At 66.8% G+C, this 22,235-nt stretch carries 28 protein-coding genes; 18 read left to right on the top strand and 10 right to left on the bottom strand.

The features are described from left to right. The first annotated feature begins 121 nt into the window (after positions 1-121). From ACODSY_RS24550 to ACODSY_RS24475, 16 genes are all read left to right on the top strand, one after another. Positions 122-313, top strand: a complete 192-nt coding sequence (locus ACODSY_RS24550; RefSeq protein WP_137803289.1) for a hypothetical protein — start codon at positions 122-124, stop codon at positions 311-313. Positions 314-982: 669 nt separating this feature from the next. Further along, entirely contained in the window at positions 983-1,339 is a 357-nt protein-coding gene (locus ACODSY_RS24545; protein ID WP_488954534.1) for a DUF3768 domain-containing protein, read from the top strand. Between the two features lie 314 nt (positions 1,340-1,653). Beyond that, on the top strand, positions 1,654-1,998 hold the full coding sequence (locus tag ACODSY_RS24540) for a single-stranded DNA-binding protein (protein WP_488954533.1): 345 nt from the start codon (positions 1,654-1,656) through the stop codon (positions 1,996-1,998). Between the two features lie 63 nt (positions 1,999-2,061). Then, positions 2,062-2,223, top strand: coding sequence for a hypothetical protein (locus ACODSY_RS24535; RefSeq protein WP_488954532.1), 162 nt, complete (start codon positions 2,062-2,064; stop codon positions 2,221-2,223). Then, positions 2,223-2,519: a hypothetical protein gene (locus tag ACODSY_RS24530; protein ID WP_488954531.1), complete on the top strand. Its 297-nt coding sequence runs from the start codon at positions 2,223-2,225 to the stop codon at positions 2,517-2,519. Before ACODSY_RS24535 ends, ACODSY_RS24530 begins: the two co-directional genes overlap by 1 nt. Next, entirely contained in the window at positions 2,516-2,779 is a 264-nt protein-coding gene (locus tag ACODSY_RS24525; RefSeq protein WP_488954530.1) for a hypothetical protein, read from the top strand. The genes ACODSY_RS24530 and ACODSY_RS24525 overlap by 4 nt, the downstream gene beginning before the upstream one ends. A gap of 180 nt (positions 2,780-2,959) precedes the next feature. Further along, a complete protein-coding gene (locus ACODSY_RS24520; protein WP_488954529.1) occupies positions 2,960-3,223 on the top strand; it encodes a type II toxin-antitoxin system Phd/YefM family antitoxin in 264 nt (87 codons plus the stop codon). After that, positions 3,220-3,657: a growth inhibitor PemK gene (locus ACODSY_RS24515; protein ID WP_488954528.1), complete on the top strand. Its 438-nt coding sequence runs from the start codon at positions 3,220-3,222 to the stop codon at positions 3,655-3,657. Before ACODSY_RS24520 ends, ACODSY_RS24515 begins: the two co-directional genes overlap by 4 nt. 100 nt (positions 3,658-3,757) lie before the next feature. Further along, positions 3,758-4,255, top strand: coding sequence for a hypothetical protein (locus ACODSY_RS24510; RefSeq protein WP_488954527.1), 498 nt, complete (start codon positions 3,758-3,760; stop codon positions 4,253-4,255). 266 nt (positions 4,256-4,521) lie between these two features. Continuing rightward, positions 4,522-6,543, top strand: a complete 2,022-nt coding sequence (locus ACODSY_RS24505) for a ParB/RepB/Spo0J family partition protein (protein WP_488954526.1) — start codon at positions 4,522-4,524, stop codon at positions 6,541-6,543. Positions 6,544-6,932: 389 nt separating this feature from the next. Then, complete coding sequence (locus ACODSY_RS24500) at positions 6,933-7,928, top strand: ArdC family protein (protein WP_488954525.1); 996 nt, start codon at positions 6,933-6,935, stop codon at positions 7,926-7,928. 34 nt (positions 7,929-7,962) lie between these two features. Further along, positions 7,963-8,088, top strand: coding sequence for a hypothetical protein (locus ACODSY_RS24495; RefSeq protein ID WP_488954524.1), 126 nt, complete (start codon positions 7,963-7,965; stop codon positions 8,086-8,088). A gap of 85 nt (positions 8,089-8,173) precedes the next feature. Continuing rightward, positions 8,174-8,380, top strand: a complete 207-nt coding sequence (locus tag ACODSY_RS24490; RefSeq protein ID WP_488954523.1) for a hypothetical protein — start codon at positions 8,174-8,176, stop codon at positions 8,378-8,380. Beyond that, positions 8,377-9,141: a ParA family protein gene (locus ACODSY_RS24485; protein ID WP_488954522.1), complete on the top strand. Its 765-nt coding sequence runs from the start codon at positions 8,377-8,379 to the stop codon at positions 9,139-9,141. Before ACODSY_RS24490 ends, ACODSY_RS24485 begins: the two co-directional genes overlap by 4 nt. A gap of 12 nt (positions 9,142-9,153) precedes the next feature. After that, entirely contained in the window at positions 9,154-10,146 is a 993-nt protein-coding gene (locus ACODSY_RS24480; protein WP_488954521.1) for a ParB/RepB/Spo0J family partition protein, read from the top strand. Beyond that, on the top strand, positions 10,147-10,443 hold the full coding sequence (locus tag ACODSY_RS24475; RefSeq protein ID WP_488954520.1) for a hypothetical protein: 297 nt from the start codon (positions 10,147-10,149) through the stop codon (positions 10,441-10,443). On the opposite strand, the gene ACODSY_RS24470 is transcribed toward ACODSY_RS24475, so the two are convergent. Next, positions 10,440-10,793 carry a MerR family transcriptional regulator gene (locus ACODSY_RS24470; protein WP_488954519.1) on the bottom strand — a complete coding sequence of 118 codons (354 nt, stop codon included), beginning with the start codon at positions 10,791-10,793 and terminating at the stop codon, positions 10,440-10,442. The two genes, ACODSY_RS24475 and ACODSY_RS24470, sit on opposite strands and share 4 nt — an antisense overlap. Before the next feature lie 479 nt (positions 10,794-11,272). Between ACODSY_RS24470 and mobC the strand changes: the two genes are divergently transcribed. Both mobC and ACODSY_RS24460 read left to right on the top strand, forming a co-directional pair. Then, positions 11,273-11,785 (top strand): plasmid mobilization relaxosome protein MobC, encoded by a 513-nt coding sequence (mobC, locus tag ACODSY_RS24465; RefSeq protein ID WP_488954518.1) that lies wholly within the window; start codon positions 11,273-11,275, stop codon positions 11,783-11,785. Between the two features lie 14 nt (positions 11,786-11,799). Next, positions 11,800-12,849 carry a relaxase/mobilization nuclease domain-containing protein gene (locus tag ACODSY_RS24460; RefSeq protein ID WP_488954517.1) on the top strand — a complete coding sequence of 350 codons (1,050 nt, stop codon included), beginning with the start codon at positions 11,800-11,802 and terminating at the stop codon, positions 12,847-12,849. Positions 12,850-12,903: 54 nt separating this feature from the next. On the opposite strand, the gene ACODSY_RS24455 is transcribed toward ACODSY_RS24460, so the two are convergent. The 9 genes from ACODSY_RS24455 to ACODSY_RS24415 all read right to left on the bottom strand — a co-directional run bounded on the left by ACODSY_RS24455 (position 12,904) and on the right by ACODSY_RS24415 (position 22,229). After that, positions 12,904-13,359, bottom strand: coding sequence for a hypothetical protein (locus tag ACODSY_RS24455; RefSeq protein ID WP_488954516.1), 456 nt, complete (start codon positions 13,357-13,359; stop codon positions 12,904-12,906). Then, the gene (locus tag ACODSY_RS24450) at positions 13,349-13,720 is read right to left on the bottom strand and encodes a helix-turn-helix domain-containing protein (protein ID WP_488954537.1); all 372 of its coding nucleotides are present in this window, start codon (positions 13,718-13,720) and stop codon (positions 13,349-13,351) included. The genes ACODSY_RS24455 and ACODSY_RS24450 overlap by 11 nt, the downstream gene beginning before the upstream one ends. Before the next feature lie 80 nt (positions 13,721-13,800). Next, complete coding sequence (locus ACODSY_RS24445; RefSeq protein ID WP_488954515.1) at positions 13,801-15,135, bottom strand: LPD7 domain-containing protein; 1,335 nt, start codon at positions 15,133-15,135, stop codon at positions 13,801-13,803. Positions 15,136-15,153: 18 nt separating this feature from the next. Then, on the bottom strand, positions 15,154-17,109 hold the full coding sequence (locus ACODSY_RS24440; protein ID WP_488954514.1) for a type IV secretory system conjugative DNA transfer family protein: 1,956 nt from the start codon (positions 17,107-17,109) through the stop codon (positions 15,154-15,156). Then, a complete protein-coding gene (gene virB11 / locus ACODSY_RS24435; RefSeq protein ID WP_488954513.1) occupies positions 17,075-18,082 on the bottom strand; it encodes a P-type DNA transfer ATPase VirB11 in 1,008 nt (335 codons plus the stop codon). The genes ACODSY_RS24440 and virB11 overlap by 35 nt, the downstream gene beginning before the upstream one ends. Beyond that, positions 18,079-19,347 (bottom strand): type IV secretion system protein VirB10, encoded by a 1,269-nt coding sequence (gene virB10 / locus ACODSY_RS24430; RefSeq protein ID WP_488954512.1) that lies wholly within the window; start codon positions 19,345-19,347, stop codon positions 18,079-18,081. Before virB10 ends, virB11 begins: the two co-directional genes overlap by 4 nt. Positions 19,348-19,349: 2 nt before the next feature. Continuing rightward, positions 19,350-20,204, bottom strand: coding sequence for a P-type conjugative transfer protein VirB9 (gene virB9 / locus ACODSY_RS24425; protein WP_488954511.1), 855 nt, complete (start codon positions 20,202-20,204; stop codon positions 19,350-19,352). Continuing rightward, positions 20,201-20,881, bottom strand: a complete 681-nt coding sequence (locus ACODSY_RS24420) for a VirB8 family type IV secretion system protein (protein ID WP_488954510.1) — start codon at positions 20,879-20,881, stop codon at positions 20,201-20,203. Before ACODSY_RS24420 ends, virB9 begins: the two co-directional genes overlap by 4 nt. Before the next feature lie 394 nt (positions 20,882-21,275). Beyond that, the gene (locus tag ACODSY_RS24415) at positions 21,276-22,229 is read right to left on the bottom strand and encodes a TrbL/VirB6 family protein (RefSeq protein WP_488954509.1); all 954 of its coding nucleotides are present in this window, start codon (positions 22,227-22,229) and stop codon (positions 21,276-21,278) included. Positions 22,230-22,235: the final 6 nt, after the last annotated feature.

The raw sequence follows: 22,235 nt of genomic DNA, 5'->3' as shown, positions 1-22,235 counted from the left end.
GCCGACAGCGTTGCAGGGGGTAGGCCCGAACGGGCCACCGCTCACCATGACTGTGGCGGGGCTCCAGGCCGTTTGCGAGGTCAATGGCTCAGACCCTCGGAGCTGGTGCGCCGGCTACCTCATGGCCGCCGCCGACACGCTGCAGGCTTTCGGCGCAGGAGGGCACAAGGCCGGGACCTGTGCTGTCTCCTACCGGGTGGAGGATCTGGCGCCCCTCTACACGGGATGGGCGCGCCGATCCCCGCAGGCTGCGGATCTGCCGATGCTCGCCGGGGTCAGTCTGGCATTCCGCGAAGCCTGGCCCTGCCCCTAAGGCTTCACGGGGACACTCGGACAAGGCGCTACGTCTCTTGCAAAGGCGCTCGCCCCGGCGTTTACGTGCGTTTCGAGGTGATACTCGTTCCGACCGATCCAGTTCAGATATCCGGCGCGCAGCGGTCGTCGGATTGCGGAGGATCGTCGCACACGCCATGGCGATCACCCGCAATGCCTCCCGCTCTGAGACGCGTCTCACCGACCGTGGGTCGGTCTCAAATAGTGCGCGTCGGTCTCAATCATTGTGATCTCAGTCTCACACAATGTGCGCCCCGGAGCGGCGAACGTCTCAGCTAATGTGCGTCGAAAGGCGTCATGAATCTCGCGTCGAGCCGTTCACTATTGCGCGTCCCTACACCTAGTAGTCGGCGCGCGATCAACGGGACCGCGCGCGCCCCAACAGCACCCCGCGTGAGTGTAGCTCGGCCGTATGGCTCGGTCAGCCTCTGACTGTCGGGGCATTGGGAACCGGGACAGTTGCGAGAGAGGCTAAGGGGCTTCGCCCCTCGCGCCGGCAAGAGCCGCGCCGGGGTTTCCCCAACCTTCCTCCCCGCGGTCGTGCAGGCCGGGTGATCCCCCTCCCCGGCCCGGCTCCTGCCTCTGCTACCCCCAGCCTCGCCGGCGGGCAGGGGCGATGCGCGACGCATCAGCCCCAAGGAGACCGGCAATGTTCCAATCTGACGACGAGCGCGCGGCCGAAACGGCGCGCCTGAACGACCTCGCCAGGACCGACCCGCAACGGGTTAACGCCGCCTGGTTCACGACGCACGGCGTGGCCGCGCTGGTGGGCGACGATCCAGACCGGCGGCGTGAGCTGCTGGAGGCCGTGGCGAGCTTCGACGACTTCAGCGAGGGCAATGACACTTACGGGGAGCGGGACTTCGGAGCCTTCAGCTTGTGGGGCGGGCGTCTGTTCTGGAAAATCGACTACTTCCACCCCGAGCGGGAAGAACACTCGCCGCTGAAGTGGAGCGCGGAACTGACCCGCCGCGTACTGACCATCATGCTCGCCTCTGAATACTGAGCCCGAGAGTAGGCCAGAAACCCACGGGGACCGGCGGACGGATCGGCTCCCCAAAAAGCAAGAGCCGACCGCCGGAGCCGCCTACCACTTGGAAGGCGGCGCGCCCGGTGGGGTTCTGGACGGCCCGGCCTGGGATCAGGTGTTCCAGCTGGTCGCCGCCGCCGGCAGGGTCGGGGCGGCCCCGGGGCCCCTCCAGTTTGGACGTACAAACTCCCACAATTTTAAGGCGCAAAACATCATTATCTTCTAGCCTCGGAAAACATAATGACGTATTCTTCGGGTGTCGGGGTTTTAGGAACCTGAAGGAGCATTCAATGAACCGGATCACCCTTGTCGGCCATGTCGGCGGCGACGTCGAAATCCGCACCACGAACGAAGGCGCCAAGGTGGCGTCATTCTCCGTCGCCACTAATGACGGCTATCGCAACAGCGCAGGCGAATGGGTCGATCAGGCGACCTGGCACCGCGTTGTCGCCTTCTCCGAAGGTCTTGTGGAGATGCTGGAGCGCAACGCCAAGAAGGGCCGCACCGTCGCCCTTTCCGGGCGGATGACCTACCGAAAGTGGCGCAAGGAGGGCGAGGCGACCGACCGGACCCAGGCCGAGGTGGTCCTGGACCGTAACGCCGAGATCGAGTTCCACAGCCCGCTCGCTGACTAACCCCCAGGCGGCGGCGCCCCGTCGGGCGCCGCCTCTCCCCTCTCAAGACAGGGAGCCGCAGCCATGCGGAGAACCTTCGAGGGCCTGCGGGTGGACCCGGCCGGCGGCCCGACCTTCAACATCTACGAGCGAGGCAGAACCGGCCGCTGGGTGCTGGTCGACAGCTTCGACAGCCGCGTGCGGGTACGCCGTCTGGTCTTCCGTCCGAAGGCGGCGCGGCCATGATGGCCCGCGATCCCCTCCCCGCCCGCCGCGCCGTCGCCGTCCTCCTGCGCGAGATCGACGAGGCCGCCCTTTACCGGCGCGCCGACGACGAGGAGTTTCTGGCCGCCGCCGCCGAGGCCCGCGACCTGATGGCCAACGCCGCGCCCCTGCTGGAGACCGTCCAGCAGATCGAGGCGCTCGCGCTGGGTTTTTTCGCCGACCCTGCGGCCGAACCGCATCCGGAGCGGCTGGTGGCCGACATCTACATCCTGCTCCGGATCGCCCTGGACCCCATGGAGGGAGTGACCGAGCAATGACCGACGCGCTCACCGAACGGCAGATGGAGGCCGTCGAACTGATCCTGGCGGCTGCGCTGCGCTCACCGGCTATGGCCGACGAGGCGACGCGCGAGGCCCTCGACTTCGCCCGACCGCTCTTGGAGACGGCCCCTGCCCTCTCCGCCTTCGTCTCCGGCCTCGCCCTGCAGATCGCCCGCACGGGAGCCGACCAGACCCCCCACGGCCGCGCGCTGGCGCGCTCTGCGGGCGAGCTGATCCAGCTCGCCCGGCCCGCCTGACGCCGGGCGGCCGTCCCCCCGGCGCTTGACCGCGCCGCGCGCCGCGCCGAAGCTCGATCCCAGGAGCTGCGTTCCGCCCTGGCGGAGGCCGGGATCGCACCTCGCTGAGCCCCCTCGAGAACGACTGGCGTTCTGACGTTTTCGGAGTTATATGTATAACTCAGATAACTGGAGGCCGCCGTGCGCGTCTCAACCGCCGACTTCATCAAGAACTATAGCTCGCTCGCCGACCGCGCCCTGGCCGAGCCGGTGACTATCACCAAGCACGGTCGCGACCGGCTGGTGATGGTGTCGGCCGCCGAGTACGAGCGGCTGAAGCGGCGCGATCGCCAGGTGTTCCAGTCGGCCGATTTGTCCGACCGGGTTCTGGAGGCCATCGCCCAAGCCCAGGTCCCCTCCGAGTTCGCGCACCTCGACAACGAGCTTGAAGACTGGAAGTCGTGAGCTGGCCCGAGCCTCGGCCAGGTCTTGTCGTCCGTTACTCCTACCTCTGGCAGCGCGAGCACGCCGCCGGCCGTGAGGAGGGCGTCAAGGATCGTCCCTGTGCGATCATCGTGGCGATCGACGACGAGGACGGCGGAACGGCCGTCTATGTCCTGCCGATCACCCACACGCCCCCCGACGATCCCGAAGACGCCGTGGAGCTCCCGCCCACGACCAAGGCGCGCCTTGGCCTGGACAGCGAGCGCTCGTGGATCGTGGTCAGCGAAGGCAACAGCTTCATGTGGCCGGGGCCCGACCTTCGGCCGACGCCCGGTCAGGGCATCGAGTCGGCCGCCTACGGCATGTTGCCGCCCGGGCTCTTCGCCCAGGTGAAGGACCGCTTCTTCGCCCGCGTGCGGGCTCGGCGCGCCGGCCTGGTCAAGCGGACCGAGTAGCCCGCCTTCCTCGCTGACGTCTGACGGCGTAAAACATTATTATGTTCTAGACGCTAAAACATCATGATGTATTCTGGGCGGGTAGATGGAGTTCCCCCAGATGACGGGTTCCAAGTCCCCCTCCCCTGCTTCCACCCTTCCGGTGTCGCGTCGCGGGTTCCTGGCCGCCGCTTCGGCGGCGCCCGCCCTTCAGGGCGGCGCGCCAGGTCCGCGCAGCGTCGCGGCCCGAGCCCAGGCATGGAACACCAACCGCGATATGGCCGACCAGCTGAACCGGCGCTGGCAAACTCTCGAGACCGACCTGCAGCGCCGGACCCGGTCGCTGGCCTATGTGTCCGCCGCCGCCCGCGGCGACGTTGGCGCCCAGGAAATGCGCGCCATCGACGCGAGGCTGCCGGCGCTGTTCGCTACCGACGAGGCCATGGGCGAGGAGATCGCCGCCCTGCCCTGCCGCACGTTGGCCGATGCGCTCGCCAAGCTGCAGATGGTGCTTCGGCTGACGGCCCCGTACGATTCCGAAGGGCCCTCCTGGTCCTTGCTCAACGGCGCCTATGAGGACCTGCAGCGGATCCTCGGGCCGGTGGCGCGCAGCCGCTAGCGGTGTCTTGAGCGCCGGGCGCCTGGCCGCCTGATGAACCTTGAAGAATGGAAGAGCTAAGGGGCTTCGCCCCTCGCGCGCGTGGGGTGAAGTCTCCGCTGCGCTCCGACCGTCCGAGGGGGTCTCCCCAACTTTCCCTCGCTTCGCTCAGTGCAGGCCGGGTGATCCCCCTCCCCCTCGGCCGCCCCCCACTTGCTACCCCCAGCCTCGCCGGCGGGCAGGGGTGATGCGCAAGGGCATCACCCTGACCCAATGGAGCTAAGACCATGACTTTCCGTGAAATCCCCCTGAACAAGCTGGTTCTCTCGCCGCGCAACATGCGCCAAGGCGAGGTGTTCGTTGACGATCTGGTGGCCAACATCGGCGCCACCAAGACCGTCCTCCAAAACCTGCGCGTCACCGAGCAGCGCGACGAGGCGGGCAAGCCGACCGGGCTCTTTGAAGTCCACGTCGGCGGGCGGCGCTGGCGGGCGCTGAACGTGCTGGCGCAGCGCAAGGCGATCAAGCGCACCTTCCCGGTCCCGTGCGCCCTCTGCGACGACGAGGCCAGCGCCCTTGAGGAAAGCATTGCGGAGAACAACGTCCGCGTGCCGCCCCATCCCGCCGACCAGTTCGCGGCCTTCCACGCGCTCAGCCAGACCGGCAAGACAGTGTCGGAGATCGCCGAACGGTTCTCGGTCTCGCCGCGCATCGTGGAGCGGCGCTTGAAGCTGGCGACCGTCTCCCCTCGCCTCATGGCGCTATTCCGCCAGCACGAATTGACCCTGGACCATATGGCGGCCTTCACCCTCAACGACGATCACGCGGCGCAGGAAGCGGCTTACTTCGAATACCCGACACACAGCCGCCAGCCGTGGGACGTCAAGCGCCGGATGGTCGGCGGTGCGATCAATTCGGAGAACAACCCGCTCGCCCAGCTGGTCGGGCTGGACGCCTACCGCGCAGCGGGCGGCGTGGTCAGCCAGGACCTCTTCGCCCAGGCGGACGATGTCGGGTTCATTACCGACGTGGCGCTGTTGGAGACGCTGGCGACGGAGAAGCTGGAAGCCGAGGCCGAGGCGATCCGCGCCGAGGGCTGGGCTTGGGTCGAGGTGGCCCTGGCCTTCGACTATTCCATGTCGCAGCAGTATGGCCGCGCCTACCCTACCCCGCTTCCGCTCAGCGATGAAGCCCAGGCCGAAATCCAGGCGCTGAGCGAGGAATACGAACGCCTTGAAGCGGAAGGCGAGGGCGAGACGGACGAGGGGGCCGAGCGCGTGAACGAGATCGAGGAGCGGCTATCCGTCCTCGAAAGCTCAGGCGGCGAGCACTACAGCGGCGAAGTGAAGGCGATCAGCGGCGTCTTTGTCACCGTGGCCCACGACGGAAGCCTGCGCATCGAGCGCGGGTGCGCCAAGCCGGGGGCGGACACCAAGGCCCTGCGCAAACTCGAAGGCCAGGGTGACGGCAGTGCTGAACGGGGCAACCCCTATCCCACCAAGGAGCGAGCCAAGAAGGCGGCAGGCGCCCTGCCCGACAAGCTGGTGCTGGACCTGTCGGCCCATCGCACAGCGGCGATCCGGGCGAGCCTTCTGACCCGTCCCGACGTGGCCCTGGTGGCGGTCACCCATGCGCTCCTCGTGCAGGCCCACTATGGCTGCGTTACCTACGACAAGCCGCACACCTTCGAGCAGACTTCGGACACCCTGACCAACCATCCGCAGCGCCATTGCGAAGGGTTCGCCACCTCCAAGGCAGGCGAGGCGCTGAACTCGGCGCGTGGGCGGATGGGCCTGCTGCTGCCGACCAGCAGCCGGGCGCTTTGGCCCTTCCTTCTGGAGCGCAGCCAGGAGCAGCTTCTAGAGCTTCTGGCCTATGCGTCGTCGCAACTGGTCAACGGCTTGAAGTTCCCCAACGACTGGCCCGACAGCGCCCGGCTGCAAGCGGCCGATGCGCTCGTCTTCGCCCTAGACCTCAACATGGCCGACTGGTGGGAGGCGACGGCGGAAAGCTTCTTCTCGCGCGTCTCCAAGCCCACCATCCTGGCGGCGGTCGCGGAGGTGTCCACGACCCAAGCCGCCGACAACATCGCCGGGTTCAAGAAGGCGGCCCTGGCGGAAGAGGCCGAGAAGCGGACGGCGGGCAAGGGGTGGCTGCCCGAGATGCTGCGGCCGGTCATCGCCCTGCCCGAGCTTGTGGCTGAAGAGCCGGAAGACAAGCAAGCCGAGGATCAGGCGCCATGGGAGGATGACCACGAGCCCGTGATCCTTGACGACGCCGAGGCCGAGCACCCCATGGCCGCCGAATAGTCGCAACCGGGCCGGGGCGTGCGCGCTCCGGCCCCCCCCTGCTCCGTCCGGGCGGTTTGTACGTCCAAACTCTGGCCGAAGCGGCGCGGCCCTGCGGGCCGCAAGACTTTGCTTTGCGAGCTAAGGGGCCTCGCCCCTCGCGCCCGTGGGGTGAAGTCTTCGACCGTTGGCGGGGGTGTCCCCGACCTTCCTCCCTCCGGTTGTGCAGGCCGGGCGATCCCCCTCCCCCGCCAGCGCCCCCCGCTTGCTACCCCCGGCTCATTGGCGCCGGCCTAGCCGGGGTTGGCGGCGAGCCAACCCCTTATAAACAAAGGCAAAGAAAACATCATTATCTTATGGATCAAAAAACATCATGATGTATTCTCTTGCCTAGAGACGGAGCCGAGACCATGACCCAAGCCCGAACCTACAAGGCCAGCAAGGCCAAGGCGACCAAGACCGGCAAGGCCAAGCCCGCAGCGGCGCCCGAGCGGTTCGACGTTCACCAGCATGTCACCGACAAGATCGTGGCGGCGCTGGAAGCCGGAACCCGGCCATGGGAACAGCCGTGGCGCTCGGGAGGCGGGAGTCTTCGCCCGCTGCGTTTCAACGGCGAGCCCTATCGCGGCGTCAATGTGCTGATGCTGTGGGTGGCGGCGCAGGAACGCGGCTTCGCCTCCCCCTACTGGATGACCTTTCAACAGGCGCTCGAGCTGGGCGCGGCGGTGCGTAAGGGCGAGCGCGGGACCAAGGTCGTGAAGGCCGGTCAGAGCGTGTTCGCCAACGACAAGGGAGAGGCGGTGGACGTCGGCGGCGATGACGACGGCAAGGTGCGGCGCTGGCTGAAGGCCTACACCGTGTTCAACGTCGACCAGATCGACGGGCTTCCGGAGCGCTACCAGGTCAAGGAAGTGACGCCTGCCCCGATGCCTGAGCGGATCGCATCGGCCGACCGGTTCTTCGCCAGCATCCCGGCTCGCGTACATCACGGAGGCGACCGCGCCTTCTACCGGATCAGCACCGACGACATCCACATGCCCGCGTTCGAACTCTTCAGCGACGCAGAGCACCACGCCGCCACCCTGGCCCATGAGCTGATCCACTGGACCCGCCATTCCTCGCGGCTCGACCGGGATTTCGGGCGCAAGGTCGCGGGGGACGAAGGGTATGCGAAGGAGGAATGCGTGGCCGAGCTGGGCGCGGCGTTCGTTGGCGCCATCCTTGGCCTTCGTCCCTCCCATATCGAAGACCACGCGGCCTATATCGCCTCCTGGCTGAAGGTGCTGAAGGACGACAAGCGGTTCATCTTCACGGCCGCCGGCCACGCCCAGCGCGCCGCTGACCTCTTGGAAAGCTACCAGGACGCCGCGTCCCAACAGCCCGACCCTGTCGAGGTGGCCGCGTAAGCGGCCCCTCCCCTCCCCGCTCCGGAGTCCCGTCATGCTGGTCGTGATCCTTGTTTTCGCCGCCTTCGCCCTCGTTGGGCACATCCGCTCGCCCAGGCGCAGCGAAGGCGATTGGCTGCTGTGGCGGCAAAATCAGGAGGGCCGCAGCGATGACGGCTGAAACATCATTACGTTTTGGCTATGCTGAACCCGTCCGCCCCCCCACCTGAGTCGGGCGGGGCGGACGGGTTCAGCGGGGAACGAGCGTGGACGAGGACGACTCCGGCGAGACGATGATGAGCTTGAAGGTCCCGACCCGGTTGCGGGAGGAGATCCGCGCCAAGGCGGGGAAGGAAGGCGTGACGCTGCGCGTCATCGTCCTGCGGGCCTTGAAGGCGGCCGGTTTCGAGGTGGACGAGGCGGAGCTGGCGGACCGCAGGCCAGCCCATTCGGGCAGGAGAAAGGGATCGTGAGGACGATCGTCGTCAACAACCAGAAAGGCGGCGTCGGCAAGACCATGCTGGCAGTGCATCTGGCGTGGTTCCTGGCCGAGGACCGGGCGGCGCGGGTGCTGTTCATCGACTTGGACCCGCAGGGCAACGCCACCTACACCCTCTCGGCCGAGCGCAGCGGCGGACAGAGCAGCGCCTTGTTCTTCGGGCCCGACCTCAAGATCGAAGCCCTGCCCGGCATTACCGTGCTTCGCGCCGACGAGAAGCTGCATGGGGTGGACCAGAGCCTCAACGTCTCCGTGCCGGCGATGGCCAAGCGTTTCGCAGCGCTGCGCGACGAATTCGACTACTGCGTCATCGACACCCCGCCGACCTGGGGGGGACGCAACTTCGCGGCCCTGCTGGTGACCGACTACGTGATTTCGCCCATCGACTTGGAGGACTACTCGCTGCAAGGCGTGGGGTCGCTGCGCAAGCAGGTGAAACTCGTCGAGGATCAGGCGCGCGGCGGCAAGCGCATCGGGTTCCTGGGGCTCCTGCCCTCGCGGCTGGTCAGCAATTCGCCGCGTCAGCGGGAGAACCTGAAAACCCTGATCAGCCAGGGCGGAACCTCGCTGATGTTCGAGGGCGTGATCACCCAGCGGCAGGGCTACGCCGAGGCTTTGAGCCTGAAGGCGCCCGTCTGGACTATCAAGAAATCCGCGGCTCAGGACGCCGCCCGCGAGTTGCGGGCGGTCCTGGCCACCATCAAGGACCGCATGGCGGCCCCTATCGCCGCCTAGAGGAAGAACGCCATGGCAGAGACCAATTTCGCCGCCCTGATCGGCGGGCTGGTGGAGGACTCGGGCGAGCCGGAGGGCGCGCGCCTGAAGGACCTGGCGTTGAGCGAGCTCTACGAGGACCCCACCAATCCGCGTACCAGCTTCGACAAGCGCGAGATCGAGGAGATGGCGGCCTCGATGCGCAAGCACAACGTGCTCCAGCCGATCACGGTCCGCCCCAAGGACGAGAAGGGCTATATGATCCGGTTCGGGGCGCGGCGCTTCCGCGCCGCACAGCTTGCCGGGCTCGACAAGATTCCGGCGATCATCACGACGAGCGACGCCAGCGAAGCCGATATCCTTGCCGCCCAGGTGATCGAGAACGATCAGCGCGAAGGCCTCAACACGGCCGAGATGGCCGCAGCCGTGGCGCGCCTCTTGGGCCTGGGGCTCAGCCAGGCGGAGATCGCCGAGCGCCTGGGGCGGCCCAAGGATCAGGTGTCGATGTATGCGGCGGTCAAGAACATGCCGCAAATGCTGCAGAACCTCGCTCCGAAGCTGGGCGTGCGGACGCTCTATGAACTGTCGACGGCCTGGAAACGCGACGCCAAGCGGACCGAGGCCCTGGTCAGCGCAAAGGGGCCAGAGATCACGACGGCGGAGGCCCGCGCGCTGGCGGCCGAGCTGAAGGCCCCAAAGGCGGCCCAGGCAGGCAGCAAGACCTCCCCGTCGCCCTCGCCCGCGAAGGGGCGGTCTGAGCCGTCCAGCAGCGCCAGCAAGGCCGAGGGCGCACGCGGAAGTTTGGACATACAAACTCGCGGCGCCGACGCTGTGCCGAAGTCTTCGGCTAAGGGGACGGCAGCGAGGCTCGCAGGGTTTGACGTGAAGATCGGCAAGCGACCAGGGCGCCTTTTGCTGGACGCCGGCCCCGATCCGGAAACGGTGTTGATCGCCTTTGACGATGGCGGCAGCATAGAGCCGACGCCGGTCAGCACTGTGCGGCTGGTGAGGTCACGGAGCGACTAGTTGGACGCACGCGGCATTGGTGGCGCGATCCTTCGCGGAGCCCTGGCGACGGTTCGCCACGTGGTCTTTTTCGTCATGCTTTTCTGCCGACCGTTCGTGAAGTTCCTGCTTCGCGCCTACATGTTCATGGTCGCGGTGTTCTTCGTCATCGCCTATTTCCTGAAGCCCGACGTTCCCACGGCTACCTATTGGGTGAACGGCGTGGCCTTCTTCGTTGCCGCGTTGCTGAGCTGGAAATACGACACGTTGTTGATGTGGCTGACGCCGGACGGGCGCCGGCTTTATCTCGACGTCTAGAGCTCCGGGTCCTCGCTCACCAAAAGATCCATAAGCTCGGCGCGCGTGTCGCGGAGGTTTTCAATCGTCGCTTCGATGGCCGCGAGCCGTTTGCGTCGACGCGCCAGCTCTTCTGGGGCGGCGTGGTCGGATACCGGCTCTGAGATTCGATCGATGAAGGTATGGATTTCGCCCGTGGTGAAGCCAAGGTCCACCAGGTGGCCTATGCGGCGGGCGACGGCGGCGGCCTCTGGTGGGTAGTCCCGACTGCCGTTGTCGGTGCGGGCGGCGCCGATCAGTCCCTCGCGTTCGTAGTGGCGCACTTGGCGGGTGGTCAGCTTGGCGCGGCGGGCCAGTTCGCTAATATGCATGGCGGTCGTCTCCGGCTCGGCCCTTGCCCGTATTGGCAGGGTCCTCAGTGGGAGGCAGGGTGCAGGCCCCGCCCTGCACCCCTGCCCGCCGGCGAGGCTGGGGGTAGCAAGGGGGGCGCGGCCGGGGGGGAGGGGGATCACCCGGCCTGCACGACCGAAGGGAGGAAGGTCGGGGATACCCCCCCGGCCGGTCGGAGCGCAGCGGAGACTTTACGCCCCGTGCGCGAGGGGCGAAGCCCCTTAGCTTATCCCATGCATGTCTCAACTTCAGGGTTCTGGTTCCGGACTCTGCAAACGACAGCTGCAACGTAGAGACCTGAGAACGGTTCGCAACCCGTGTTCGGCGGAGCGGGATAGTTACAGCTACGGTGTGGCGATCCTGCGACTCGTGCGATGGTGTGTTGTGATGGGATGAGTCTGTAGGGGTGTGAGGGCAGGATAGGCTTTGCGCCGGCATATTTATAAATTACGCTCCGCTCATGGCCATGTTCGCCTTCCAGCTCCCCGACGCTCTGGCCGCCCGCTTCGATGCGATCGCAGGCGGCGGGCGCTCCAAGCGCTTGCGTGAGCTGGTCGCCCAAGCGGTGGGAGAGGGGGCTCCAAGCTCCGAGCCTTCCACCCGCGGGCAGTCCGTGAAGTTGACCGTCCGCCTGAAGCCCGACGACCAGGCGGCGCTCGACAAGGCGGCCGAGGCCGATGGCCTCAAGCGCACGGAATGGGTGCTGGCCTTGCTGCGCCGACGACTGTTTGGCCGGCCGCGTTTTGCCCGGCGCGAGGAGTTGGCCTTCTACGCCGTGCAGGAGGAGTTGCGGCGGATCGGTGTTAACCTCAACCAGATCACCCGCGCCCTGAACACGGCCGTAATGCCCGGCAGCGTGCTGGAGGCGGAGATCGCCCAGCTCGAAGCTTTCCGGGACGAGATCCGCGCCCACGTTCGGGGCCTGAAGGGCGCCTTCCGTGGCAATCTCGATTACTGGGAGGGCGAGGCGTGAGCGACTTTCGCACAGTGCGCGGCTTCGACGGGCTGTGGCGGCCGCCCGCAGGCGGCCGGAAGATCCTGCTCAAGGAGCCGGTCATTTCCGCACCCGCAAAGCGGGGATCGGGGGGCGGCGACGCCAAGGCGCGCCTGGCCCGGGTGGTGCAAAAGGCGCCGGAGGTGATGGTCAAGATCACGGGCCGGACCAAGGACGGTGAGCACCTGGGCGCGCACCTCGACTATATTTCGCGGAAGGGCGAGCTCGATCTGGAGCAGTCGGACGGAGCGCTGATCCATGGCCGCGCGTCTGTGCGCGAGCTGGCGGATGACTGGTCGGAGGTGGGGGAGGGGGACAGCCGCCGACGCGCTAACAGCAACATGTCGGTGTCGGTCGTGCTTTCCATGCCGGTCGGGACTGATCCGGACCGGATGACGGACGCTGTCCGCGCGTTTGCCCGGGCGGAATTCGGCGACACCTTCCCGTATGTGTTCGCCTTCCATCAGGACGCCAAGGGCGAGCAGCCGCACATCCACCTAAGCGTTCGGGCTCTGGGGGTGAATGGCGAGCGCCTGAACCCGCGCAAGGCTGACCTCGCCGACTGGCGGGAGCGCTTTGCACGCGAGCTGCGTGGACGCGGGATCGACGCCGAGGCGACGCCCAGGCGGTCGCGGGGGATCACACAGAAGCCCGAGCGGACGCCGGTTCGCAAGGCGCGCGAGCGGTTCGAGCGGACCGGGCAAGACGAGCCCCGCGTGTTGCGCGAGGCGCGGCGAGAGGCCGAGGCCCTAGCCCTCGGCGGGGCGAAGCCCCAGCCATGGGACGAGCAGATGCGCCGGCGGCAAAGTGAGGTGCGGACAACCTACCGGCAGGCGGCGAAGGTGCTGTCGGCGTCGTCCGATCCTCGCGACAAAGCCCTGGCGCGCGACGTGGAGGCGTTCGTGAAAGCGATGCCGGCGCCTGTCAGCCGAAAGGTCGCGATGGCGCGCGGGTTGGCCCAAGAGGCCCAGCGCGGGCGGGTCCGGCCCGAGGGCGCGCCGGAGCGTCCAGGCCCTGAGAAGGGCCGCGGTCGCAGCCGCTAGTTTGGATGTACAAACTCGGAGCTTCGCTACAGCTGGCCGATCCGGCATGAGCCGTCACCCGGCATAGAAGAGCAGGGTGGGGGATGGTCTTTCGGGAGCGCGGCGGCGCACGACCATTTCGCGGCGCACGCGCCGAACTAGGTCTTCGGCCAACTCCAGGGCGTTATGCCGGCCGACGAGGCCGGGGCGCCGCGCCAGGGCCTCGGGAACGGCGTGGCGGCGAGCATAGGGCGCCACGTCAACGAGGAACCATTCCATGGGCCGGCCGAGAGCGAGGCCGAGTCGCTGAGCGGCGAAGCCGGCCTTGATCAGGTCGTGACGGTGGGCCCGGCGGTTGTGTTCATCGGTGCAGCCGTTGGCAAGGAGGTAGGCCTTCAATATCAGCTCCAGGCCCCAGCAGATGTGCGAGAGCACCAGTTCATCGCCGAAGTTCCGGCTGCGGGCGAGGCGGGCCGTGGTGATGAAATTGGCGGCGAATAAGAATGGCGCGAGCCTGTGGTCACGACCCATCGCGGGACTCCTGCGCGGCCGATCGGATCAGATCAGCGAAGAAGTTGCGCTTGACGCTGGGCAGGCTGCGCCAAGACTGCAAAAGGGCGATGGCGCGTGGATCCCCGGCCAGGTCCTCGGCGATCGGATCGGCAGGACTGGCGGCGCTCATCGGCAGGCCTTCTACGTCGACGAAGAAATAGTTGATCGGCACCCCTAGAAAGATCGCGGCCTCCGCGAGCTTGGAGGCGGAGACCCGATTGGAGCCGCGCTCGTACTTCTGAACCTGCTGGAAGCTGGAGAGCCCGATGCCTTCGGCAAGCGCGCCCTGGCTGAGTTTGCGGGCCTTGCGAGCCATGCGAAGGCGACGGCCGACCGCCATGTCGTAGGGGTGGGGCTGACGCGAGTTTGTATGAACAAACTCCCCCTCCGGCGGCCCAACAGGCCGCAATGGACTGCGCATTAACGGCCTCGCGTACGCTCTGGGCCGGCCTTGTTCACTTCCGGCTGGGCGAGGCGGGACGCTTCTGCGGCCGGCCCGCGCTCTGCACTCTGTCGCTCTTTAGCGGCTTCCGGCTCGCGGATTGCGGCGGGCATGAAGCGCCCGCCCTTTTCGATGTGGCCGGCGATCTTTTCCCTGGCCCCGGCGATGAGGCGTTCCTGAACGGCGGGGTCAGGGTGGCGGTGCTTCACGACCGCCGCCACGACGGCCAGCCGACTTTGTGCTTCGCGCAAGGCCGGGTCACGGGCGGCTTCGGCCAGCGTCGCGACCCTGAAGCGTTCGGCTTCAATGGTCCAGCGGTTGCGCGGCACCTGGCGCTGCTGAAGGCTGAGCTCGCCGGTGGCCTTGTCCTTGACTTCGAAAGTCCGGCTGACCTTTTCGACGCCATCGCGTCGCAAGGTGATCTCGTCGCCTATCTGGGCGCCGGAGCGCTCCAGGGCGGCCGGCAAGCCGACGCCCCAAACCTCGACCTGGCGGCCATTGGCCTGCTCTACCCTAACAAAGGGCGTCAGCTCCTGGCCTGAGCGGTGCTTGTAAGGGGCTTCGCCACTCTCCGAGAGTTTGCCGGTCACACCCTTGTCGTAGTCGACGCGCTCGGCCTTCGCGGCGCTCCCTCCAGTTGTTTCGCGGCTGGAGCAGTCGCCTTGCTCTGGCGTCTGGGCCCTATCCTTGGCCGGGACGAGCGCGTTGACGTCCCGCGCGTCCTGATGGCGCGCAAGCTCCTGAAGGTCGCGTTCCGCGGGTTTGTAGCCGCGCACCTCCAGGCCCGCTATGCGGGCTTCGAGCCAGACGGCGCGGCGGAAATCGGCTTCGCCACGGACTTCAATGGCCTTCCAACCCCGATGCTCGGCAATGGCGACCAGGTCCTTGACGACATCGGGGTTATTGTCGCGGGCGACGAGCTTACCGCCGGCGTCCCGGAACGCGGGTTCCTGCCCCTTGGCATCGGTGAAGAAGCGCACTTCGGGCGAGAACTGCGGCTCCTCAGCATAATAGCGACGCTTGATAGCGTCGGGGACGTCGCCGCGTTCGACGGAGAACCGTTCGGGCTCGTTTTCGTTGGCGGGCCTGGCTTGGCCCGGCAGGGGCGCGGGGTCCTGCGCCGGGCTGGGCGAACCGGCGGCGGCCGGCGGCTCTGGGCTGCGCTCCAGGACTGGAGAGACCGTATTCTCGCTGTCGTCCCGTTCGCCATTTTCACGGCGCTTGCGGGCTTCAGGCGCCGGCGAGGGCGCCGCGGTCACGGGCGGGGAGGGGGCCGGCATGGGCTCGGCGCCGGAGTCGTTCTCGTCGGCCATGGTGGGCCTCCTTTACGTTCAGCGGTCGATGGCTTCGGTCTCGAGCAGGAGGCCCGAATTGATGTAGCGGTCGATCCAGTCTTCGGACTGTTCTTCGGAGGCCCCGGCGGGGAGGTCGTCGAGATCGACGGAGTCCAGCTCCAGGGAGATGGCCTTAAGGCTCAGAGCGGTTTCACCGGCCGCTTCGCTCTCGGTGAGGGGGCGCTGAACGACACGGGCGTGGATTTCCGCGACCGTCCTGTTCAGCGATGCGAGATCGGCCGCCATCATGTCCAGGCGGCTGGACTCGTCCGCGCCGCCGTTCCCCGCGGCCGGTAGGTCGGGCAGGGCGGGGATCGCTGGCGGCGGCAGGACGCGCTTGGTGAAGTCCGGATTTTTGTAGAAGTAGATTTTGCTGCCCTTGATCGGCGCGATGCCGCCGCGCAGGACGATGAGGGCGTCCGTGCTCATTTGGATCAGCTCTTGGGGGAGCATCAGCGCCCGACGCTGTTCCGACGCCGTGGTGGTGAATTTGCCGCCGCCCAGGAAGGTGGGGCGGCTCTTCGAGCGGCCCTCGTAGGTGTAGTAGCCGAGGCGTTCGGAGAGGTCCTGGGCGACCTTGAGTTCCTTGGGCGTGAAGACGACTTCGACGCCGCAGTTGGTCATGATCTCCTCTGCGACGTCAGGCCCATATTCCGCCCGCAGCTGGGACGGGCTTTGGATGACCGGTAGGAGGCGCAGCCCATAGCCGGCGACGTAGGAGAAGCCTTTGGCGATGACCGAGGCATGGCCGATGCGGGCGAACTCATCGAGGAGAACGAGCAGCTGCAGGGGATGGCGCTCGGCCGACGGCAGCTCGCGGGTGTTGAGGTCCACCAGCTGCTGAAAGAACAGATTATAGAGGGGCGCCACGCGCGCCATGTTGTCGGGCGTGACGCCGAGATAGATCGAGGTGCGCCGAGTGCGCAGCTCGCGCAGGTCGAAGTCGCTGGCGCTGGTGGCCGCGTCCACCCTCGGATTGAGCCAGAGGTTCATGCGCGACGTGATCGTCTGTTTGATCGAGGCGAAGGTGTTGTCCGACGCGGAGCAGAAGTCGTTCAGGGCGTTGACGCAGCCGCGCGATAGGGGTGCGGGGCCTTTGGCCCGCGCGTCGATCAGGGCGGGGAACTTCGCCTTCGGACTGCCCGACGTCAGCTGGCGATAGATCTCGCCAATGGTGAAGGGCAGGTCGGGGGTGGCCGCCACATAGGCGCCGACGCCGACGAAGCCGGTCCGGGCGGCTTCCGACCAGAAGGGGTCGCCCTTGTCGGGGGCCGGGAAGAGCATGGTGGCGAGCTTCTGCAGCTCGTCGAGGGTTTGGATCGCGTCCCTGCGGTCGATCCAGCCCAAGGGATTGTAGCGCGCGGTCCGCCCCTCGGGATCGAGCGGATCGAACATCACGACTTTCTGGCCATGCGCCGCCCGAAATCCGGCGGTCGCCTCCCAATTTTCTTTCTTGATGTCGAGCACCACGACGGAATCGGGCCAGTTCAGAAGGTTCGGGATGACAACGCCGACCCCCTTGCCGGTGCGTGTCGGCGCATAGAGCATCACGTGCTCATTGCCGCCGAAGGTCAGATATCGGGCCCCCTTGCAGCCCAAGATGATGCCCTTCTTCGCCCGCAAGCCCTCGCGCGAGATCTCTCCTTCGCCCGCCCAGCGCGCGGCGCCGTGCAGCGGCCGGCGGACCCGCAACGCGGCCAAGACGCCGATCGCCAGGATGAAGACGCCCGAGCCGAGGGCGGCGATCTTGCTCCAGAGCTGGACCTGCGGGTGGTCCCGGTAGGTCCACAGCCATTTCGGTACAGCGACAAAATCGACGTTGGCGTTGAGGCGGCCGAGGCCGATCAAGGTGACGATCATCGTCAGGACCGCCCACAGCGCCAGCAGCAGGAAGGTGACCGCGGCGATGATGCCGGCCTTACCAGCCGGCGTGGCGCTTGCGAAGCGGGTCATAGTAAAGCTCCGTCATTCGAAAGCGGCCGTCGACCTTCTTCATCTGGACGACGACGTCGACCAGCAGGTGGAGCAGGCTGCGAATGTCCTCGCGGCCGAGGTCGCGGCCTCCTTCGGATTCCTTCACGAGGAGAGTCAGTTGTTCGAAGGCGAGGACGGCGGAATCGGCGTGAACCGTCGTGATCGAGCCGGGGTGGCCTGAGTTTACGTTGCGCAGGTAGAAGAACGCCGTGCCGTCCCGAAGCTCCTGCAGCAGGATCCGGTCTGGACGCATGCGCAGGGCGCTTTCCAGCAGGTGTTTGGCGCCCACCTTGGCGAGCCCTTGCTGGTCCTTGGAATAGATCAGGTGGACGACGTTGCGGTGCGGCACCGTCAGCTCGCGCGTGTCTTCGATGGTCAGCAGGCGCTCATGATCGGGAATGAGCTGGATCAGACCCTTGGAAAAGGTGGTCTTCCCCGATCCGGTGGCGCCGCTGATGAGGATGTTCTTCCTCGAGTGCACGGCCAGACGGAAAAAGGCTGGCCAGTCGCCCGCGTCACGCAGGCGCAGTAGCTCTTGCTCGTCGTCGGCCAAGTCCTCCGACGCCACCTTGGCCTCGTCGAACAGCCCGGCCTTGGTGAAGTCATCCATGCCGAAAGTGACGCTCGACGGCTTGCGGATGGTGATCGAGACGCAGTCGGCCGGCACGGCCGGCGGAAGGACGATCTGGCAGCGTTCCCCTTGCGGGAGCACGGTCGAGCAGATCGGCGTCTCGCCGTTCACGTCCTGACGGGTGAAGGCGGCCGCTGCATTGGCGAGGGTCGCGAGCCAGGCCGGCGTGAGCTCCGGCAGCTCGTGCCAGCGCCAGCCGCCTGGCCCTTCCACGCCGGCCTCGCCGGCGCGGTTGATGACCAGCTCCGTCACGTCGGCCGGCTCCAGCAGGCGCTGGATCGGCTGCAGGTAATGGACGAGGACGGAACTGTCGGCGTTCATCGCGCCCGCACTCCGTAAACGTCGGAGAAGTCGAAGTCCTGGGCGACCATAATCCCCACGTCCTCACCCTGGTTCTTACGGAGGATGGGCGGCAGGTTGATGGAGTTCTGCAGGGCTATGCCGGCCACGTCGGAGGGCACGCGGGCGGTGTTGTGATAGTCGCGGCCATTGCCTTGGGTCGCGACATAGACTCCGTCGTCGACCAGGGAGAGCAGCAGCGCCCCGCCGAACCGTTCGAAGAAGCGGTTGTCGAGATCGCCGCTGAAGCCGGAGCGGCCGAGGGAGTCTGAAGCGGGGGAGGCCAGGTCGATCGCGACGCCCCGTGGCGTCACGGCGCGGGTCCAAAGCACGAATAGCCGGCGCTGGCCGCGTTGCATGCCTCCCCGGTATTCGCCCAGGACCTTCGTGCCCTTCTCCAGCAGCACAACGCGGCCGTTGTCGGAGAACACATCGCGCGGGATGATGCAGCTGGTGTAGCCCGGCAGGGACGAGTCCATGGCCGTCTGCAGGACGCACGGTATCTGCGTGCCGGCGAGGATCATATAGCTGCGGTCGCCGAGCACCGTTGCCCGCGCGGTGTTAATCGCCGAGCCGCGCCGCAGGCTCTCCAACTCGGTCGGCTGGCGTGGGGCCGCGCCCTGGCCCTGCATACTGGCCAGGGTCGCCGCGCCATAAGCCGAGGCGGCCTGTCCCCCGGACCCGCCAGAGCTGGCGCTATAGGCCATGACCGGAGACCGGCGGGAGAGATCCGCGAGGCTTTCGCGGCGCTGGCCAGAGGTCCCGGCCAGCGGCGCCCCTCCGGCATAGGCGGTGGGAGCCGGCACGACTTGGCCCGCGGCGAGGGGCTGACCCGTGAGAGGATCGACCGGGGCGCCGCCCGCCGTAGGCGCGGCCGGCAGGGGCGGGGGCGGGACCTTCGCGACCTGGTCATAGCTCACGACCTGCCGGGCAGGATTCTTCGGTTCCTCCTTCTTTCCGGCGTCACCCCGATCCCATGTCAGGACCAAGAGAAGAGCTGCGCCTCCGACCATGGCGGCAATGCCGCCGATCTTGGCTTGGTTGGAGCTGAAGCGGCCGGCAACCGGGGAAATGCCCCGTTCGCCTGGCACACCTTCAGCACGGTCGGCGTCTCGGTATTGAGGCGGGACGTTGGACTCGTCTAGCGCGCGCCGGCGCATGAACGGATCGTCAGCTCCGGCCTCGTCGCGGCGCAAATCCTCGGCGGGGCGTTCGGGGCGGCCGGAGGTGTCGTGGGTGTCGCTCATGATTACTGCCCCGGGCTGCGGGTTGTACGTTCGACGGTGGGCGATGCGGTGCTGGTCCCGTGGTTCACGCCGTAGGGCTGAACCGCCTCGTTGAAGATGCAGAGCACTTCGCGGCCCCGGCGCAGGACGAGCTTCGGCGCCACGGTGTGGATGACCACGAACTCGTCGCGAACATCGAAAGGCACCTGGCTTTCGGAGCCGTCCGGATTGACCGTGAAGAAGCTCGGAAGCTCCTGGTTGCCCGGGAAGCGCAGGACCGTGAATTGGCCGTTGTCGGAGACCTCGGACGGCTGCAGCCGAGAGGAGCCCTGCACGGTGTAGTTCAGGTTCCTTGGGCCTTCGACCACGGCGTGGTCGAGCATCAGGCCGGTCCTGGCTGTCTCGATCGCCCCGGCCTGGCGGGCGAGGATCAGCGCGAGGGCGGCCTTCTCATCCTCTGGATAGCGGAAGCGGACCTGGAAATAGGTGTCCGGCGTGCTGGCGGTGATCGGTCCTGAGCGGATGCCCAGCTCGAAGGTGTAGTTTCGCAGCTCCGATCCCTTGCGGGTGGTGACGATCAGGTTGGTGGCGGTCCCCTTTTCCCGAGGCTTGATGAAGAGGATGTTGGTCTCTGCAGCGACCTCCCAGGACACTGTGTCCCCCAGCGCCACGTGCTGGATCTCCTCGCCGGGCCCGAAGATGATCTGTGTGGCGGTCCGGAAGGTCCCCACGATCCGCACGACCTGGCGCGGGTCATAGTTGACCTCTTTCACGCGCGGGTCGGCTTGACCGGGCTTGGGGACGTCAACGGCGGCGGCTGGCGAAGCGGCCGCGGCCAGCACCGCGAAGGCGGCGGCAGCGAGCAGCTTCTGCATCATTGGGAAATCTCCGGATCGGCCCGGTAGCTCTGAATCTGGAAGCCGAGCGGGTTTCGCAGGCGGTCCGATTCCAGCATGGGGGCCTTGGTGTAGGTGAAGGTCAGGGTGGCGATCCAATCGTTGGACTGGACCTCCTGCGCCTTGCGCACCGTCCTCGTGAACCGGACGTTTGCAACCTTGGAGTTGATGAAGGTGATGTTGCGGATCGCGACCGTGGCGACGCCGTCCGGCCCAAGGGTCGCTTGCGGGCCGGTCGGGTTTGTGGAGCGGTAGGCATCTGCCCAGCGCTGCTGTTCCTCCGGCGTCGACATGATCGACACGAACCGGAAATTCTCTTCGGCCGCGGGCGGCAAGTAGCCTTCCCGCGCCCTGACGTACTGGCCGAGGAAATACTTGCTGACCGCCTCGTTGTAGGTGACGTCCCGAGAGCCCTTGAGGCCGGTCATGACGTCAACGGCGCCGGTTGACTGGTTTACCCGCACCACGAACGGTTCAACGGTCTTCAGAGGCGCCAGCGAGGCCACCGCGACGATCGACGCGAGGGCCAATCCGCTGGCGACGGCCGCGACGGTCCATGCCAGGCGCCTCGAGCGGTCGGCCGCCTTGACCCTGTCCTGGTCCCAGCGCCGGGCCTCCTCGAAATACGCTTTGAGTTCGTCTGCTGGCACACCGCTCATCCTCGCGTCTCCTGCGCGCAGCTCGGGTAGTTCGGCTGCGTTAGCGCCGAGACTTGGCGAACCTTCGGAGCCGCTCGCGCGGGCGCGCTGGTCGGGGTTTTAGGCGCCACGGCCGGCACGGCGGGCGCGGGCCTGGGCGGCGTCGCAAAGGACGACTTAGCCGGTTTTCCGTTTGGGCCTGGCGCGGGGGGAGGGGGAACAGGAGCGGTGACGCCCGGCACCGGCGAGCCTGGCAGGATCGATCCATAGATGTTGACTGGCCGGCGGTTTGAGCCGTTGCAGGATTTGGGCTTGGCGCCGCTGGTCGTAGAGCAGGCGACCAGAGCGAACGCGCAGGCCGTCAAGGTCAGAGTACGCAACACGTGGCGGTCTCCTGAAGGGCGAAGGGAAGGGGTCATCGGCGGGGATGACCGTTGGCGCTGGCGGTGGGCGATCGGTTCGGGCGGACGGAGCCGCCGCCGCCACGGGGCCCGGCACCACTAGCTGGAACTCCATTCGGCCGCTGGCCGCCGACAGCTCCGCGCGCTGCGTTGGCAAAATCGCCGATGCCGGCAGCGGCCCCGCCGGCGATGCCGGCCGCTATGTTGGGGGTTTGAAGGAAGAAGATCGCGCCGAGGGCGCAGAGCGCGATGAACAGAAGCCCGGCCGCGTTCGGATCGGCTTGACCGTCGATGTTCCCCCACTGCCCTTCCACAAGGGAGAGGATGATTTGAATTACGGTGATGATCAGCGCGAAGAGAACGAGATAGTTCACGCCCTGCTTCAGCCATCCGTAGAAAAACTGCCTTGAGGCGTCGAAGACCAGGCAAGCTATGAAAATCGGCCCGAGTGCGACCAGCACAGCCAAGGCCACCTTGGCCAGCATCACGATCCCAAAGCCGAGCGCGGCGGTAAGTGCAGTCACCACCCAAACGACTGCGCCGGTTACGTATGGGCCCGGATCGGTGAGGGTCGCGCTGTTGAAGATCTTCGTTGCGAGATAACCGCCTCGATTGAAAAAGCTGTCGAAAGCGCCGCCGACGCTTGGTGCCGCGCTTCCGCTGATCGCTTGAGCCAGCCAGTTGGGAAGATCGTTGAAGAGTGGGCCGGTGACGTAAGTGTTGTAGGCGACCGTTGTCGCTACCGCATAGATGAAGCACAGCTTCACCAGTCTCAGGACGCCATCCATGATGGGCTCTGTGATGCGGCCGGCCATCACAGAATATGCCCAGAGGACGATGTAGACGATCAGCGCCAAACGCAGCGGTCCCGAGACTTGAGAGATCACGTTGCTGAGGCCGTCGTTTAGAACAGCCATCAGCCGCGCGTCGACGTAGTCATAAGACGGCTGAAAGATGGATGCTGGCATGGTGCT

Source organism: Phenylobacterium sp. FG114, from assembly GCF_057809855.1.
Note: the sequence above shows the minus strand (reverse complement) of the source record. Positions and strands in the feature narration are given on the sequence as shown.

Coding starts and splice junctions, on each gene's coding strand:
- ACODSY_RS24530 (WP_488954531.1), top strand. CDS start 2,223: ATGGCCCGCGATCCCCTCCCCGCCCGCCGCGCCGTCGCCGTCCTCCTG.
- ACODSY_RS24535 (WP_488954532.1), top strand. CDS start 2,062: ATGCGGAGAACCTTCGAGGGCCTGCGGGTGGACCCGGCCGGCGGCCCG.
- virB10 (WP_488954512.1), bottom strand. CDS start 19,347: ATGAGCGACACCCACGACACCTCCGGCCGCCCCGAACGCCCCGCCGAG.
- virB9 (WP_488954511.1), bottom strand. CDS start 20,204: ATGATGCAGAAGCTGCTCGCTGCCGCCGCCTTCGCGGTGCTGGCCGCG.
- ACODSY_RS24545 (WP_488954534.1), top strand. CDS start 983: ATGTTCCAATCTGACGACGAGCGCGCGGCCGAAACGGCGCGCCTGAAC.
- ACODSY_RS24450 (WP_488954537.1), bottom strand. CDS start 13,720: ATGGCGGTCGGCCGTCGCCTTCGCATGGCTCGCAAGGCCCGCAAACTC.
- mobC (WP_488954518.1), top strand. CDS start 11,273: ATGGCCATGTTCGCCTTCCAGCTCCCCGACGCTCTGGCCGCCCGCTTC.
- ACODSY_RS24415 (WP_488954509.1), bottom strand. CDS start 22,229: ATGCCAGCATCCATCTTTCAGCCGTCTTATGACTACGTCGACGCGCGG.
- ACODSY_RS24550 (WP_137803289.1), top strand. CDS start 122: ATGGCCGCCGCCGACACGCTGCAGGCTTTCGGCGCAGGAGGGCACAAG.
- ACODSY_RS24500 (WP_488954525.1), top strand. CDS start 6,933: ATGACCCAAGCCCGAACCTACAAGGCCAGCAAGGCCAAGGCGACCAAG.
- virB11 (WP_488954513.1), bottom strand. CDS start 18,082: ATGAACGCCGACAGTTCCGTCCTCGTCCATTACCTGCAGCCGATCCAG.
- ACODSY_RS24445 (WP_488954515.1), bottom strand. CDS start 15,135: ATGGCCGACGAGAACGACTCCGGCGCCGAGCCCATGCCGGCCCCCTCC.
- ACODSY_RS24480 (WP_488954521.1), top strand. CDS start 9,154: ATGGCAGAGACCAATTTCGCCGCCCTGATCGGCGGGCTGGTGGAGGAC.
- ACODSY_RS24455 (WP_488954516.1), bottom strand. CDS start 13,359: ATGGGTCGTGACCACAGGCTCGCGCCATTCTTATTCGCCGCCAATTTC.
- ACODSY_RS24420 (WP_488954510.1), bottom strand. CDS start 20,881: ATGAGCGGTGTGCCAGCAGACGAACTCAAAGCGTATTTCGAGGAGGCC.
- ACODSY_RS24470 (WP_488954519.1), bottom strand. CDS start 10,793: ATGCATATTAGCGAACTGGCCCGCCGCGCCAAGCTGACCACCCGCCAA.
- ACODSY_RS24440 (WP_488954514.1), bottom strand. CDS start 17,109: ATGACCCGCTTCGCAAGCGCCACGCCGGCTGGTAAGGCCGGCATCATC.
- ACODSY_RS24505 (WP_488954526.1), top strand. CDS start 4,522: ATGACTTTCCGTGAAATCCCCCTGAACAAGCTGGTTCTCTCGCCGCGC.
- ACODSY_RS24495 (WP_488954524.1), top strand. CDS start 7,963: ATGCTGGTCGTGATCCTTGTTTTCGCCGCCTTCGCCCTCGTTGGGCAC.
- ACODSY_RS24510 (WP_488954527.1), top strand. CDS start 3,758: ATGACGGGTTCCAAGTCCCCCTCCCCTGCTTCCACCCTTCCGGTGTCG.
- ACODSY_RS24540 (WP_488954533.1), top strand. CDS start 1,654: ATGAACCGGATCACCCTTGTCGGCCATGTCGGCGGCGACGTCGAAATC.
- ACODSY_RS24525 (WP_488954530.1), top strand. CDS start 2,516: ATGACCGACGCGCTCACCGAACGGCAGATGGAGGCCGTCGAACTGATC.